A 15,220-nucleotide genomic window follows, 5' to 3' on the forward strand; every position below is an offset into this window, starting at 1 on the left:
GCGTGACACTGACCCGTCGAGCCCATCATGTTCGCGGCGGACCCGGCATCTCGGTCCGTGCCCTCTTCCGGGGCGCCCGTTTCAGGCCGCCAGGATGTGGCCCTTCTCGGCGGCGAACTCGCGTACACCGCGCATGAAGTTGGAGATCATGCGCATGCCGTGCTCGGTGCGGAAGCTCTCCGGGTGGAACTGGACGGACTCGATGGGGAGGGTGCGGTGGCGCAACCCCATCACATAGCCGTCGTCGGCGGAGCGGGCGGTGACCTCCAGGTCCGCGGGCACGGTGGGCTCGGGCACGATCAGCGAGTGGTACCGGGTGGCGGAGAAGTGGTTCGGCAGTCCGGCGAACAACCCGCGTCCGTCGTGGTCGACACGGCTGGCCTTGCCGTGCATCAGCCGCTGTGCCGGCACCACACGGGCGCCGTAGGCGCGGCCGACGGCCTGGTGGCCGAGGCAGACGCCGAGCAGCGGCAGCCGGCCGGCGAAGGCGCGCACGATCTCGACGTGCCCGGAGTCGTCGGGATGGCCGGGGCCGGGCCCGAGCAGAATCGCGTCGGGCCGGTGCTGTTCGACGTCCGTCAGCCGCAGGACGTTGGAGCGCACCATCTCCGGTTGGGCGCCGGCGGACATCAGGTACTGGCGCAGGATGTCGACGAAGCTGTCGAAGGCGTCGACCACCAGGACGCGCGGCCGCGGCGCGGGGCGAGTGGCCGTGGCGGTGGGCGGAAGCGTCACAGCAGCTCCTTTCCGGTGACCGCCCAGTGGGCGGCACTCATCTTCGCGAGCGTCTCGCGCCACTCGCTCGTCGGGGCGGAGTCGGCGACGATGCCCGCCGAGGCGCGCGTGCGGTAGGCGCCGTCCTGGTGGAAGAGGGTGCGGATGCACAGTGCGAGGTTGGTGTATCCGCCGACGTCGATGACGCCGAGCGCGCCGGCGTAGAGGCCCCGGCGGCTGCGTTCGACGGACTCGATGATCTCCATGGCGCGGATCTTGGGGGTGCCGGTCATGGTGCCGGCGGGGAACAGGGCGGCGATCGCGTCGTAGACGTCCGTGTCGGCCCCGGCCTGTCCGGTCACGGTGGACACCAGGTGCAGGACGTGGGAGTACCGTTCGACGGCGAACTCGTCGGGGACGTGCAGGGAGTCGGCCTCGGCGATCCGTCCGATGTCGTTGCGGCACAGGTCCACCAGCATGGTGTGCTCGGCGATCTCCTTGGGGTCCGAGCGCAGTTGCCGGGCGCCCGCCTCGTCGTCGCCGCTGCGCGGCAGCGTCCCGGCGATGGGCCGCATGGTGACGGTGCCGTCCTCGATCCGGACGAACAGTTCCGGGCTCGCTCCGATGACGCACTGGCCGCCGACGCTCGCCAGGTACATGTAGGGGGAGGCATTGCGGCGGCGCAGCCGCTGGTAGACGTCGACGGGGTCCGCGCCGGAGCGCATGGTCAGCTCGTGGCCGATCTGCACCTGGTAGATGTCGCCGACCGCGATGTGTTTCAGGCAGCGTTCGACGTCGCGGCGGAACGTCTCGGGGTCGGTGTCGTCGCTGACGTCCGCCTCGGGGACGGTGTCCGCGACGCGTTCGGGATAAGCGCTCTCGGCGCCTTCGAGCAGCGCGGTGATCTCCCGCTCGTCCAGCGCGGGCCAGGCGTCGCAGTCGTGCAGCAGCAGTTCGGTGCGGCCTTCGGCGACGTCCCGGACCACCACCGCCTGGTGGAGGACGAGCTGGACGTCGGGCAGGTCGGGCCGCTGCTCGATGAGGTGGGGCAGGTCCTCGACGTAGCGCACGGTGTCGTAGCCGAAGTAGCCGAGGAAGCCGAACCGGAAGCCGGACGCCGATCCGGGGGCGTCGAACAGCGCCTGGACGGTGCGCAGCAGCGGCCACAGGCCGGTGAGGTCGCGCAGCCGCGGGGTGCCGCCGGCGTCCTCGGTGAGCAGCGGCCGGATGCGTTCCGTCAGCAGGTCGCGCAGCGCGGGGACGCCCTCGACGCGGACGGCTCCGTCGGTGACCGCCACGGACAGCAGTGCGCCGAAGCCCACGAACTGGAAGCGGCACTCGCGGACCGGGCCCGCCGCCGATTCGAGCAGATAGACGCTGTCGGCGCCGAAGCGCCCGGCGAGGGCGCGGTAGGCGGGCAGCATCGGCACCTCGGGGAGCCGGCGCGTCCGGGTGGTCACCCGGATCGCGGCCGGTGCCGTGCGGGGCTCGGTCATCGGGGGATCCTTAGAGTTCAGGTGGTGATCGCGTAGCGGTGCGCGACCCGCTGGGCGGTGACGGCCGCGCTGTCGGGAGTCGACCGCAGATCGAGCACCCGGGCCGCCTTCCAGCTCACGAAGGAACCGGTGTGGGTCACCGGGTCGAGTTCGGTCTCGATGACGACCCGTGCCCGGGCGCCGGTGAGTGCGCGCAGCCGCTCGGCCACGGCGTCGGCGGTGGCGTCCGGGTCGGCGACCCCGGGCAGCAGGTCCATGCGGACGGTGATCTCGTCGTCGCCGTCGCTCGTGTGGTCGATGACGACCTGGTAGCCGAGGCAGCCGCGCACCTGGTCGAGGACCGCCGCCTCCAGTTGCCCGGGGTGGAGCCGGGCCCGGCCGACCGCGATGCGGTCGGCGACCCGGCCGACGACCTCGACGACGGGTCCCGGCAGCGGCGCGCCGGCCGGCGCGGGGGTGAGGCGGACCAGGTCGCCGGTACGGTAGCGGATCAGAGGCTTGATCCCGTCGACGAGCATGGTGAGCACCAGTTCGCCCTCGCCGCTGTCGCCGAGTACGGCGCCGGTGTCCGGGTCGATCAGCTCGGTCAGGTAGTTGGGGGCCGACAGGTGGAGCCGGCCGTCGTCGGCGCCCGTGGCGATGCACAGCGCCTCCTGGGAGCCGTACAGCGCGGGGCGTACGACGGCCTGCGGCCAGACGGTGGAGACGTTGGCGGCGAACTGCGGGGTGCAGATCTCGCCGAGCACCAGGAACAGCTTCACCGGCGATCGGGCGAGGTCGTATCCGTAGTGCAGTGCGGCCTTGGCGAGGCTCAGGCACAGAGCGGGCGCGCAGACCACGACCTCGACGTTCAGCTCCTCGATCAGGCGCAGCGCCTTCTTGAAACCGACCCGGGGTGACTCGGGCCAGATCTTGACGTGGCAGGCGTCGAGGGATGCGGTGACGGCGCTGAACACGTCGCCGAACGCGTACAGTTCGGAGGGCCCCATCAGTCCGACGACGGGCATGCGGTCGCCGAAGTGCGAGCGCAGCAGCCGCCGCCAGGCCTCCTCGACCGCCGCGTTGGAGGTGGCGATGTCCCGCGGACCGCGCGGGCACGGCGTGGAGGCGCCGGTGGTTCCGTTGGTCTCGTAGTAGATGCTGGCTTCGCCGACCCGGCCCGACAGCACGTCGTACATCTCACGGCGCAGGTCGTCCTTGGTGGTGAAGGGCAGCGCCGACAGGTCGTCGGGGGTGACGGCGTCGATGTCCACACCCGCCAGGTGGCAGCGGTAGAACGGGGAGCGTTCGGTGACGTGGTGCAGGACGGTGGTCAGCTGGTCCTGGCGCCAGTCGGCGAGTGCGGCGTCGGTGAGGGTGCCGTCGTAGAAGCCCCGGCTGACGTTCCGGTAGACGGCCAGGAAATCGTCGAGGTCCCGGCCGCGCGCGGGGGCCCGCAGGACCTGCAGTGCGGTGGTCATGCCGGCACCTGCATCTCGTTCAGGGCGAGCCCCACCCGCTCGTTGACGTCGCCGCTGGTCAGCAGGTCGTCGCGGCCTGTCAGCCGGCGGTGCTCGTCGAGCAGCTGGATCATGTCGACCATCCGGTCGACCATGCGCTGGACGTTCTTCAGGCCCTCGTCGTCCTTGAGCGCGTCGCCCCGGTGCAACGCGTGCACCGTCGCGGGGAATCCGCTGCCCACCAGGATCATCCGGTTGAGCAGGGCGTTGACGGTGAGCTGCGCCCACACCTCGCCGGCGCTGTAGCGGCGGGCGACGGAGATGATGCCGGCGACCTTGTTGCTCAGCGGCCGGTCGAAGCGCAGATAGCCGACGCCGGCCCGCTCGATGAAGGTCTGCATCAGGCTGGCGGTGCCGAATCCGTGCACCGGTGCGGCGAAGATGATGCCGTCCGCGTCGATCATCTTCTGCACGACTCCGGGCACTCCGTCGGCCAGTGCGCAGGGGATCGTGCGATCGTTGCAGTCGCCGCACGGCCCGCACCGCTCCAACCAGACGGTGCGCAGGTCGACGCTCTCGAAGTCGACACCACGCTGCTCGGCGATCGAAGCCGCGTGCCGGAGGACGTCGGCGGTGTTGCCGTCCCGCTCCGAGCCGTTGATGGCGAGGATCTTCAGACGTGCTGTCACGAGTGTCTCCTTCGAAGGATCCGGCCGGCGCCGATGCTCGGCGAGCACTTTCCCTGCCGCTCTCGGCCTGTTGACTCCCTTAAATCGTCATGTCTCCGCACGGATCGAGGCATCTTCGTAAATGCTGGATGGACCGACGGCCCCGGACCTGGTAGGGGCTCGGGCCCGTTGGGGGCGTGCCGGGGCCCCGGCGTGTACGCGAGATCGGCACAAGGGGGGTGCGCGCCGGATGGGTGCCGCTCAGGCGGTCACGGCGACGGGGAAGGTCTCGAGGCCGCGGACGACCCAGCGGTCGCGGTAGACGGGCGGCTCGGCCGCGGTCAGACGGGGGAACCGGGCGAACAGCCGGGGCAGCGCGATCTGCGCCTCCAGGCGGGCGAGCGGGGCGCCGAGGCAGAAGTGGCCGCCGGCGCCGAAGCTCAGCGGCCGGTTGTCGCGCCGGTCAGGGTCGAACCGGTCCGGGTCGGCGAAGCGCCGCGCGTCGCGGTTGGCGGCGGCCAGGATCAGGGTCAGCCGGGTCCCGGCGGGCACGGTGGTGCCGGGCAGCTCGGTGTCGGCGGCGGCCCAGCGGCTGGTGACGTGCACAGGAGGCTCGAAGCGCAGGATCTCCTCGACGTAGCCGGTGACGAAGTCCGGCTCGGCGCACAGTCGTTCGGCCAGAGTGGGCTGTCGCAGGGCGAGCAGCGCACCGTGTCCGACGAGGAAGCTGGTCGTCTCGAACCCGGCCGTGAGCAGGACCATCAGGGTGCCCATCAGCTCGTCGTGCCCGAGCCGCCGCGGGTCGTCGTCGTGGGTGTGCACCAGGTGGGTGACGAGATCGTCGCGGGGCTCGCGGCGGCGCCGGCCGGCCAGGTCGGCGAAGTAGGCGGTCATCTCGTCCATCGCGCGGTCGGCGCGTTCCAGGGCGGCGGCGTCGCGGAAGCCGTCCGTGGAGACGGCGATGGTGGAGGCCATGTCACGGAACCACATCTGGTCCCGCTCGGGAAAACCGAGCATGGTGCTGATGACGGCGACGGGCAGCCGGGAGGCGAACTCGGCGATGAGGTCGACGGCCGCTCCGGTGGTGCCGAGGGCGGCCATGCGGTCGAGCAGCCGGTCGGTCATCTCCTCGATGACCGAGCGCAGCCGGCGGATCCTCGGCGGGGTGAAGGCGAAGCCGGCCACCGTGCGCAGCCGGGCGTGGTCGGGCGGGTTGCTGTACAGCATCGAGCTGGTGAAGGCACGCAGCGAGGAGTGGTCCCGCCACCCTGGCGCGGAGGCGTCGTACCGGGCGGCGTCCTGTACGTGGAGGCGGGTGTCGCGCAGTGCGTGGTCGCACTCCTCGTAGCCGACGACGACGAGCTTCTTGGGCCCGAGCCAGACAGCCGGGCCGTGGGACCGGACGGCCTCGTACAGGGGGTAGGGGTCCTGGCGGCCGCGGTGCGTCGCCAGGGCCGCCCAGGCTTCCTCGGCCGTCGTCGCGATGCCCGGACGCCGGCTCATCGGGCCGCGGCCAGCTCGATGATCACGGACGGTCCCGCGGGGTGGACCGCGACCACGTCGAGTCCGGCGGCGGCGCCGAGCGCGGAGAATTCGGCGACGCCCCGCTCCTTGGCGCCGTACACGCAGAGCATGCGCAGGTCCATGCCGGTGTGCGGGGTATGCCCGCCGGAGCCGACGGTCTCGATGACGAGGACCGAACCGTCCGGGCCGGCCGCCTCGGCGCAGCGCCGCAGGATGGCGGTGGCGGGTTCGTCGTCCCAGTCGTGGAGAACCAGCGAGAGCACATAGCCGCCCGCGCCCGGGGGCAGCGGGTCGAAGAAGCTTCCGGCGACGGCGTCGGCGCGGTCCCCCAGCCCGGCGGCGGCGAACCGCTCCTTGGCGGTGCGGGCGGTCTCGGGCAGGTCGACGACCGTGCCCCGCAGGCCGGGGTTGGCCCGCAGCAGCTCGGACAGCAGGGAGCCGTCGCCGCCGCCGACGTCGACGACATGGCCCAGCGACGCCCAGTCGAACCCGGCGACCACACCCGGTGCCCGTTCGGCCACGTCGGCCCCGAGGAGCTTGTTGAAGGAGGCGACGCGGTCGGGGTCGGCGGTCAGGTCCTCCCAGTACTCGCGTCCGTAGCGGACCGGGAAGGCGGCCTCGCCGGTGCGGACGCTGTGCAGCAGCTCGACGAACGACAGCTCGCCGCGGCCCGCGCCGTCGATGTCGAACCAGGCCCGGATGCCGGCCGGGTGGTCTTCGCGCAGCGGTTCGCCCAGGGACGTCAGGGTGTAGTGCCCGCTGTCGTCGCGGTTCAGGACGCCCCGGACGGCGAGATAGCGCAGCAGGCGGTCGAGCGCCTCGGTGTGTGCGCCCGCCGCCTCGGCGAGCTCGGCCGCGGTGCGGCGGCCCGCGGCGATGTGGTCGGCGATCCGCAGCGTGGCCCCCACGCGCACGGCCATCGGCGTGCCCAGGCTCGCCATCGCCCACAGTTTGGCGGCCGAGCCGTCCCCGTCACCCAACACGGCAGGTCCTCCCTTGGTCGGTGGCCCCTTGCGGAGCCCGTGGCTTCATCGTTGCGCACGGGCAGTCGCAGGCCATCTCCCTTGTTGCGCTGCTGACTCGGGGACGGAGACGGATGGTCGGCGCGCCCTCGTCAGACGTTCTCGAGCGTGTGCCGGCGCTCCGGTTCCGAGGCCTGCGCCACCGCGGCCGTACGGCTCTCGGACAACCGGCCCGGCGCCCAGAAGCGCGGGCCGAGGTCCAGGGCGAGCGCCGGGACCATGATCGTGCGGACGAGGAAGGTGTCGATCAGGACACCGATGCAGACGACGAAGCCCATCTGGGCCATCGCCACCAGGGGCAGCCCGGCGAACACCGCGAAGGTCGCGGCGAGCACCAGACCGGCCGAGCTGATGACTCCCCCGGTGCTGCTCAGGCCGGTCAGGATCCCCCTGGTATGGCCGTGCCGGGCAGTCTCCTGCTTCACCCGGTGCATCAGGAAGATGTTGTAGTCGATGCCGAGGGCGACGAGGAAGACGAAGCCCAGCAGCGGGACCGTCCAGTCGACGCCGGGGTAGCCCATGACGTGGTCGAACAGCAGGTTCGAGGCGCCGAGGGCGGCGAAGTACGACACGACGACCGTCGCCAGCAGGACGAGCGGCGCGACCAGCGCGCGCAGCAGCCACACCAGTACCAGCAGGACGACGAGCAGTACCAGGGGCACGACGACATCGAGGTCGCGTGAGGCGGCGTTCTCCTTGTCCAGGGTCTGGGCCGCGGTGCCGCCCACGAGTCCGTCGACCCGCTGCCGCAGGGCCTCGACGGTGTGCTGGGCGGCGGCGCTGTCGGGGGTGCCGGGCAGGACGGCGGCCAGCTGAGTGAGGGTGCCGTCCGGGGTGCGGCCGACGGTGCTGACCGCGACGACTCCCTTCGTGCCGCGGGCGGCACGGACGGCCTCGGACGCGTCCGGCGTCTTCACGATGATCGTCGCCGGGTCGGCCGAGCCGGACGGGAAGTGCTGCGAGAGCTTCTCCTGGGCGACGACCGACTCCGGCTTGTTCGCGAACCAGTCGGTCTGGCTGAGGCCCATGTTCAGGCCCAGGGCGCCGAGGGCGAGGGCGCCGGTGACGGCCAGCGACGTGATCCACGAGGCGCGGGGCCGGGCCGCGACGATCCGGCCGACGCGCTCCCACACCGGGCGGGTGGCGCGGGCGGGCGCACCCTCGCGCGGCACGAGCGGCCAGAAGACCCAGCGGCCGGCGATGACGAGCAGGGCCGGCAGGATCGTCACCATCGCGAGGAAGCCGCACAGGACGCCGATCACACCGACCAGGCCCATGGAGCGGGAGGAGTTGATGTCGGCGAAGGCGAGGCAGGCCAGTCCGATCGCGACGGTGCCGGCGGAGGCGAGGACGGCGGGCCCGCTGCGGCGCAGGGCGGCCTGCATAGCGGTGTGGCGGTCGGCGTTGCGGTGCAGTTCCTCGCGGTAGCGGGCGATGAGGAGCAGCGCGTAGTCGGTTCCCACGCCGAAGACCAGAACCATCAGCACGCCCGAGCTCTGCGGGTCGACCTGCAGGCCCGCTTCCTTGGCGAGGAGATAGGTGCCGGCCTGGGTCAGCACGGAGGCGAAGCCGACGGCGAGCGCGGGGAAGAGCCACAGAACGGGGCTGCGGTAGGTGAGCAGCAGCAGGACGACGACGATGAGGCCCGTGGCCATCATCAGCGTGCCGTCGAGGTTGTCGAAGACGGTGAAGGCGTCGGCGAGCGACCCGGCGGGGCCGCCGACCTTGGCGTCCAGCCCGGGCGGGGCGTGGGCGTCGGCGATGCGGCGCAGTTCGGCGATCTTGTCGGCGACGACCGACTGCTCCTTGCCGGGCAGCGGGACGACGACCATGAGGGCCTTGCCGTCCTCGGACGCGACGGCCGGCGGCACCTGCCGTCCCTCGGCTGCGATCTTCACGAACGCGGCGCGGTCGGCCTGGACCTTGGACCGGGCCTGCTCGCTCAGCGCGTCGTGGCCGCTGTAGACGACGACGGCGGAGGTCAGGTCGTCGGTGCGGAACTTCTCCAGCTCCGTGTTCACTCGGGCCGATTCGGCGCCGCGTGGCAAAAACGCGTTGGCGCTGGTGTCCTGGACCTCGCTGAGCTTGCCGGCGAGCGCGCCGAGCGCCATCACCGCGATCAGCCAGGTCACGAGGACGAGCCATTTTCCGCGACGGCCGCCGGGCACGCCGACGGCTCGCTCGAGCCATGCTCGCATGGAGATCTCTCCTTCAGGGGGGAAGGTTCCGCGGCCGGGCGCGACGCGGGCCGCACGGCGGGGACGTTTCATCGTCCCGGCCGTTCATCCGGGAGCGCATCTTCCGGATTGCTGTGTGTGCGCATGCCGCAGCGCCCGTGGAGCCGCGCTCCACGGGCGCTGCGCGGTGCCGCCCGGCCAGTCGAGCCGGGGTCGGGCTCCGGCGGCCTCAGTTGGTGAAGAAGTTCTTCAGCTCGGGCGCGAGGACGGCCGGTTCCACGGCGATGCCCTGACCGGGCAGCGCGTGCAGGCGGGCGTCCGGCAGGGCAGCGGTGACCGCCTTGGCAGAGGCCTGCAGCCATGCGTCCGCCTCGCCGCCGTGCACCACGAACACCGGGACGGCGACGGAGGCCAGGTCCTCGGTCGGCAGGGCGAAGTCGTCGCCGACGATGGTCGTGTCGTACGGCAGCGTGTGCGCCAGGGCCTCGAGGCCCGCCCAGAACGGGGCGAACTTCATGCCGGCGACGGCCTCGGCCGGCGCCCCCATGCCCTCGGTCATGAAGAACTCGACGGCCTCGGCACGCTGTCCGGAGGCGCTGAGCTCGGTGAGCTTGGCGGTGAAGCCGGCCGGGGGGCGCGGTCCTGTCTCGTCGACGACGTACGGCGGGTCGTAGACGGCGATCTGCGTGATGGGCAGACCTGCGGCGGCGGCCTTGAACGCCAGGGCGCCGCCGGCCGACAGGCCGAACACCCTGGCCGAGCCGCCGGCCTCGGCGATGAGCGCCGCGAGGTCCTCGATCTCCCGTTCCACGGCGTACTCGGCGGCGTCGCCGCTGTCCCCGCGGCCGCGGCGGTCGTAGTTGAAGACAGTGAAGTGGGGGGCCAGTTCCTCGGCCAGCTGCGTCATGGTCGGATGCGCCCGCTCGCTGAAGGAACCGCCGATGAGGATCAGCGGTTCGCCCTCGCCGGAGCGGTCGTAGGCGATCGTGGTGCCGTCGGCGGACTGAACTGTGTTCATTGTTCTCCTGAAGGACATGGGCGCCGGGCTGGGCGGGCGGGTGTCGGGTTGGTGTGCCCACCCAGGGTGCTGACGTCGGGGGATGCGGCGCATCTTCGGAATTGCTGCGTCCGCACCGGGGCGCGCCGAGCCCCGGAGACCGACGGGTCTCCGGGGCAGGTGGTTCGGGCTCGTACGCCGGTCAGCGCGGTCCGGCGACGGTGTAGGCGTCCCGCGTGGTGACGGCGGTCTGGGTGGTGCCGTTCCTGCGGGCGGCCCAGCGGCCGACGGCGTTCACGATCGGACGTTCGATGAGGTAGTGGCTCGCGGTGGCCGCCAGGATGCTGCCGACGAGCACCGCGGTCATCAGCTCGGGGAAGCCGATCGTGCCCCGCAGTTGGTTCATCAGTCCCGGCTGGGTGCCGAAGACGCTGCCCGTCTGGAACCAGAAGTACATGATCGCGAAGTGCCACAGGTAGATGCCGTAGGAGATACGGCCGAGGTAGCGCGAGACGGGGTTGGCGACGATCGCGTCGACGACCCGGGACTTGGCACCGGGGATCGAGAGCGGCATCACCATCAGGTAGGAGAAGACCAGCAGCAGGAAGTACTGGGTCAGGGCGAGGCCCACGCCCTCGTAGTCACCGTAGCCGGGGCGGCCGAAGGGCTGGGTGCAGTTGAAGGCGTAGACGGCCGCCGCGCCGATCCAGAACAGCAGCGGGTGGTTGGCAGCGACGCGGTACAGAGCGGGCTTGCGGTCGGGCCGCAGCTCTGCGAGGACGTGCAGGAGGGCCATCCCCATGCCGAGGGCGAAGGCTCCGCCCACACCCAGCGGCCACCAGTACTCGTTGGGGTAGATGCCCATCTGCGGTCGGTGGATGTACCACGTCCACACGGCCGATCCGGCCGTGATCAGCACGAGCGGGACGGACATGCGGCGCACCTTGCGCACCGGGTCGTCCGTGCCGCGGGCCAGCCAGTGCATCAGCAGGGCGAGCAGGGGCAGCGCGAGGTAGTACTGCATCTCGGCCGGGACGGTCCAGGCCGGGTCCATGCCGGCGATCCACGTGTAGTCGTACACCTGGAGCATCAGGATCGGTCGCAGCACGTACCACACGCTGTGGACGGCCTGGAAGTTGAGCAGGAACACGCAGACAAGGGAGAGCAGGATGTAGGCGGGCCACAGCCGCGCCGCGCGCTTGGCGAGGAAGGGCCCGATCTTGGGGCGCTCTCCGGCGCCGAGGCTCCAGCGGGCGAAGGGCCGGTAGAGCAGCATGCCGGACAGGACGAAGAACGGGCCGAGCGCCAGCGGCCGCATACCCGCCAGCAGGTCGGCCAGGGCCGGGTTGCCCGGCTTCGCCGTGTAGGCACCCATGACTCCGGCGGCGAAGGACGTGTGGACGGCCGCCACTCCGAGGGCACACAGCGCGCGGACACCGTCGAGGCCCCCGACGCGCTTGGTCTGATGGGCCGGTGCCGCGGCCCGCTTGGCATTCACTGCGACGAAGCTCCTCTGCGTCTCGATGGCTTGTTCAGCATGGGCATGGCGTGAATGCCGCGCCATCTCCTGCCGTGCTGTGTTGCCGGGGCCCTCCGCGCCCCTTCCGGTGGGTCGCCAACGGCCCTGTGACGCACGGCAATCCAGGAGATGCAGCGCGCGTCGAGCCTGTGTGACCGTTCCGGCTGACCCGTCAGGCCGCCTGCGTGCGGGCTGCCCTCGGCAGGGACGAGCGATTGGACAACACGATGGGTTCCACCTCGATTCACGAACGTTTCGCCGCGCAGGCGCGCCGGACGCCGGACGCGGTGGCGGTGTCGGCGGGTGACCTGAGGCTGACCTACCGTCAGCTGGACGAGCGGGCCAATCGGCTCGCCCACCGCCTGCTCCAGGCAGGTGTCGAACCCGGGGATCCGGTCGCGGTGCTGATGGAACGCTCCCCCGACGTGGTGGTGGCGATCCTCGCCGCTCTCAAGGCCGGCGCCTTCTACTTGCCGCTGCACAGCGCCTATCCGCTGCCGCGGATGCAGCAGATCATGGATCGGGCCGGCTCCCCCGTGCTGCTCACCGACCTGTCGAGCGAGGCGCGCGGGCTGCCCCGCACCCGCCGGGTGATCCTGCCCGCCGGCGACCGGGCCACAGCCGAGGCACCCAGCACCGACCCGGATGTCCCGGTCGGCCCGAACGCGCCGGCCTACGTGATCCACACGTCCGGCTCCACCGGTGAGCCGAAGGGCGTCGAGGTCCCCCACCGCGGCGTCCTCGGCCTGGCCGACGACTCCTGCTGGGACGGGGAGGCGCACCGGCGGATCCTGGCGCTCGCCCCGTACGCCTTCGGTGTCTCCACCTACGAGCTGTGGGTCCCGCTGCTGCGGGGCGGTCAGATCGTGCTGCCGCCGCCGGGCGACCTGGACGTGCGCACGGTGCGCCGGCTCATCAGCGCGCACGACATCACCGCACTGCACGTCACCGCCGGTCTGTTCCGCCTCTTCGCCGACGAGGCCCCGGACAGCTTCGCCTCCGTGCGCGAGGTCCTCACCGGAGGGGACGTCATCTCCCCGACGGCCGTCAAGCGCGTCCTGGACGCCTGCCCGGACCTCGTCGTGCGTGCCATGTACGGCGCCACCGAGGTGTCCTCGTTCGCCGCCTGCGCCACCCTCACCGCGCCCTACGAGCCGACGGCGGTGATCCCCGTCGGCCACCCGCTGGACACCGTCGACGCTCGGCTGCTGGACGAGCGGATGCGACCGGTCGCGGACGGCGCGATCGGCGAGCTGTACATCGCCGGCGACCGGCTCGCCCTCGGCTACCACGGGCGGCCGGACCTGACGGCGGAACGCTTCGTCGAGGACCCCCGGACGCCGGGGTTGCGGATGTACCGAACCGGCGACCTCATGCGCGGCGGCCCCTGGGGCCTTGAGTTCGCCGGCCGCGTCGGCGACCAGGTCAAGATCCGGGGCTTCCGCGTGGAACCCGCCGAGGTGGAGCACGTACTGGCGCGGCAGCCGGGCGTGGCGCACGCCGCCGTCGTCGCCCAGGAGCTGGAGGGCGGTGAGCGCCGGCTGGTCGCGTACCTCGTGCCCAAGACCCCGGGCCTGGACGAGGCGGGGCTGCGGACGGCCGTCGCCGCCGTGCTGCCCGACTACATGGTGCCCGCCGCGTTCGTGGAGCTGGCCGGGCTGCCGCTGACGGCCAACGGGAAGCTGGACCGCGCGGCACTGCCTGCGCCCGCCCCGCAGACGGCCGCGGGCTCCGCCCCGGCGGCCGGCGCGCGGCAGGACGCGCTGTGCGCGCTGTTCTCCCGGGTGCTCGGCGTCCCCGGCGTGGGCGTGGACGACGATTTCTTCGCCCTCGGCGGCGAGTCGCTGCAGGCCGTACGCCTGGCCTCGCGCATCGAGGCCGAACTGGGCTACGAGATCTCCGTCGGTGACGTGCTGAACCATCCGACGGTCGCCGAGCTGGATCGCCATATGGAGGAAATCGCCCAGGCGGACGGACTCGCGGAGGCGGCGCGGTGACCGGCCGGCCCGCCCCCGGAGGCGGCGCCGGGCGCGACTGCGTCGTCCTCGTCAACACTCTGGGGCGGCACTCGCTGTGGCCCGCCGACCTCGACACCCCCGCCGGCTGGCCGGTCGCCTACGGCCCGGCTTCCCGCGCGCGATGCCTGGACTTCATCGCCCGGGCCCCGATCCGCCATCCCGCCGCCGCGGCGACCGCCGCCTGAACCCGGCGGCCGCGCCTGCGGGCGCACCGCCCCACCACCCGGAGAGGACTCGATCACTGTGAGCATCACCGCCGCACCGCCGGAGGCGGAGACCACCGCCGAGCGCATCCCGCTGTCGTACAACCAGGAGTTCCTGCGCGCGTTCGACAAGGGCGGGACGGACGGTGCGTTCGGTCACCGCCACACCCTGGTGTGCGGGTGGCGGGTCACCGGCGCGATCGACCTCGTCGCCCTCCAGAAGGCGCTGGACGACGTCGTGGCCCGCCACGAGATCCTGCGGACCGCGGTGCGCGGCGACGAGCAGGGCGGCCACCAGGTGATCGAACCGCCGTCACCGGTGCTGCTGGAGGTGCGGGAGCTGGGCGAGGGCGCGTCGCGTGAGGCGCGTGCCGAGGAGTTCCTGAACGAACTGGACGCCCGCCCGTTCGACGTGCGTGAACTGCCGCACCTGCGGGCCGCGGTGGGCCGCTTCGACGCCTCCGACGCGGTCCTGGTGCTGGCCACTCACCACACATCCACCGACGCCTGGTCGCTGCAGGTGATCATGCGCGACCTCGCATCCGCCTACGCGGCCCGCGTGGCGGGCGGCGGGCAGGCCCGGCAGGACGTGGCCGCTCAGTACCGGGAGTTCGCCCGCTGGCAGCAGGAGACCGCCGCGAGCGCCCGGGTGGACCGTGCGCGCGGCTACTGGCGCGAGCGGCTGGCGGGAGCGCGGATCACCGGCATCACCTCGGACCGGCCGCGTGACGAGAACCTGGCGAGCGCCTACGGCGTGCACCGGTTCGTGTTCGACGCGCAGCTGTCCTCTGCCGTCCTGAGGACCGCCCGGGACAAGCGCTGCACCCCGTTCATGGTGATGGCCGCCGCCTACAGCGTGCTGCTGCGCGAGCGCACCGGCACCACCGACGTGGTCTTCCCGACCTTCTCCTCGGGCCGCTACGAGGAGCGGTTCATGGACGCGGTCGGTCCGTTCTTCAACTTCGTGCCCGTCCGGATCGACACCACCGGCTGCGCCACCGTGGGCGAGGTGCTGGGCCGGGCCCGCGAGGCCTGCGTGGGCGCCTACCAGCACGAGATTCCCTTCGCCAGGATCGCCGAGGACAGCCCCGAGCTGCTCGCGCCGTTCGCCGACGGATCCCTCGCCGTCGTCGCGTTCGAGGTGCTGCAGACCGCGTTCCCGATGGAGGGATCGGACGCCGGCGGCCCGGAGTTCGCCGAGATCCGGCACCGGACCCGTTCGCAGCAGGTCAGCTCGGCCATCCCGGACGGCGGCCTGTGGGCGATGGACGTGCTCCCGAACGGGCAGCTCGCCGGAAGCCTGAAGTTCGACCACCACCGCTTCGACGAGTCCACCGCGGCCGACCTGGTGGCCCGCTTCCGCGAGCTGCTGAGCACGCTGGCCGACGCGCCCCACACCCCGCTGGACTGACCCGCGGGAGCCGAGCCTCCCTTCCGACGCCA

12 protein-coding genes are annotated in these 15,220 nt (G+C 72.2%); 3 read left to right on the top strand and 9 right to left on the bottom strand.

Annotated features, from left to right (window positions below):
- Nucleotides 1–81 precede the first annotated feature (81 nt).
- From AQJ66_RS32185 to AQJ66_RS32225, 9 genes are all read right to left on the bottom strand, one after another.
- Nucleotides 82–735, bottom strand: a complete 654-nt coding sequence (locus tag AQJ66_RS32185; protein ID WP_244162996.1) for an anthranilate synthase component II — start codon at nt 733–735, stop codon at nt 82–84.
- A complete protein-coding gene (locus tag AQJ66_RS32190; protein WP_061929009.1) occupies nt 732–2,210 on the bottom strand; it encodes an anthranilate synthase component I family protein in 1,479 nt (492 codons plus the stop codon). The genes AQJ66_RS32185 and AQJ66_RS32190 overlap by 4 nt, the downstream gene beginning before the upstream one ends.
- Before the next feature lie 17 nt (nt 2,211–2,227).
- Entirely contained in the window at nt 2,228–3,670 is a 1,443-nt protein-coding gene (locus AQJ66_RS32195; protein WP_061929011.1) for a phenylacetate--CoA ligase family protein, read from the bottom strand.
- The gene (locus AQJ66_RS32200) at nt 3,667–4,338 is read right to left on the bottom strand and encodes a flavodoxin family protein (RefSeq protein ID WP_061929013.1); all 672 of its coding nucleotides are present in this window, start codon (nt 4,336–4,338) and stop codon (nt 3,667–3,669) included. Before AQJ66_RS32200 ends, AQJ66_RS32195 begins: the two co-directional genes overlap by 4 nt.
- Nucleotides 4,339–4,578: 240 nt before the next feature.
- Nucleotides 4,579–5,820, bottom strand: coding sequence for a cytochrome P450 (locus tag AQJ66_RS32205; protein WP_061929015.1), 1,242 nt, complete (start codon nt 5,818–5,820; stop codon nt 4,579–4,581).
- Nucleotides 5,817–6,821, bottom strand: a complete 1,005-nt coding sequence (locus tag AQJ66_RS32210) for a methyltransferase (protein WP_244163004.1) — start codon at nt 6,819–6,821, stop codon at nt 5,817–5,819. The genes AQJ66_RS32205 and AQJ66_RS32210 overlap by 4 nt, the downstream gene beginning before the upstream one ends.
- A 134-nt stretch (nt 6,822–6,955) precedes the next feature.
- Complete coding sequence (locus tag AQJ66_RS32215) at nt 6,956–9,061, bottom strand: MMPL family transporter (protein WP_061929017.1); 2,106 nt, start codon at nt 9,059–9,061, stop codon at nt 6,956–6,958.
- Nucleotides 9,062–9,269: 208 nt separating this feature from the next.
- Nucleotides 9,270–10,058, bottom strand: a complete 789-nt coding sequence (locus AQJ66_RS32220; RefSeq protein ID WP_061929019.1) for an alpha/beta fold hydrolase — start codon at nt 10,056–10,058, stop codon at nt 9,270–9,272.
- A 181-nt stretch (nt 10,059–10,239) separates the two neighbouring features.
- A complete protein-coding gene (locus AQJ66_RS32225) occupies nt 10,240–11,535 on the bottom strand; it encodes an acyltransferase family protein (RefSeq protein WP_061929021.1) in 1,296 nt (431 codons plus the stop codon).
- Between the two features lie 236 nt (nt 11,536–11,771).
- On the opposite strand from AQJ66_RS32225, the gene AQJ66_RS32230 reads away from it, so the two are divergent.
- From AQJ66_RS32230 to AQJ66_RS32240, 3 genes are read left to right on the top strand one after another with little or no spacing between them, the layout of a single operon-like run.
- Nucleotides 11,772–13,553, top strand: a complete 1,782-nt coding sequence (locus tag AQJ66_RS32230) for a non-ribosomal peptide synthetase (protein ID WP_244162997.1) — start codon at nt 11,772–11,774, stop codon at nt 13,551–13,553.
- A complete protein-coding gene (locus AQJ66_RS32235) occupies nt 13,550–13,759 on the top strand; it encodes an MbtH family NRPS accessory protein (RefSeq protein WP_061929023.1) in 210 nt (69 codons plus the stop codon). The genes AQJ66_RS32230 and AQJ66_RS32235 overlap by 4 nt, the downstream gene beginning before the upstream one ends.
- Nucleotides 13,760–13,817: 58 nt before the next feature.
- Complete coding sequence (locus AQJ66_RS32240; RefSeq protein WP_061929025.1) at nt 13,818–15,188, top strand: condensation domain-containing protein; 1,371 nt, start codon at nt 13,818–13,820, stop codon at nt 15,186–15,188.
- Nucleotides 15,189–15,220 lie beyond the last annotated feature (32 nt).

It is taken from the genome of Streptomyces bungoensis, assembly GCF_001514215.1.
Classification (GTDB): Bacteria; Actinomycetota; Actinomycetes; order Streptomycetales; family Streptomycetaceae; genus Streptomyces; species Streptomyces bungoensis.

Coding starts and splice junctions, on each gene's coding strand:
- AQJ66_RS32220 (WP_061929019.1), bottom strand. CDS start 10,058: ATGAACACAGTTCAGTCCGCCGACGGCACCACGATCGCCTACGACCGC.
- AQJ66_RS32190 (WP_061929009.1), bottom strand. CDS start 2,210: ATGACCGAGCCCCGCACGGCACCGGCCGCGATCCGGGTGACCACCCGG.
- AQJ66_RS32205 (WP_061929015.1), bottom strand. CDS start 5,820: ATGAGCCGGCGTCCGGGCATCGCGACGACGGCCGAGGAAGCCTGGGCG.
- AQJ66_RS32215 (WP_061929017.1), bottom strand. CDS start 9,061: ATGCGAGCATGGCTCGAGCGAGCCGTCGGCGTGCCCGGCGGCCGTCGC.
- AQJ66_RS32195 (WP_061929011.1), bottom strand. CDS start 3,670: ATGACCACCGCACTGCAGGTCCTGCGGGCCCCCGCGCGCGGCCGGGAC.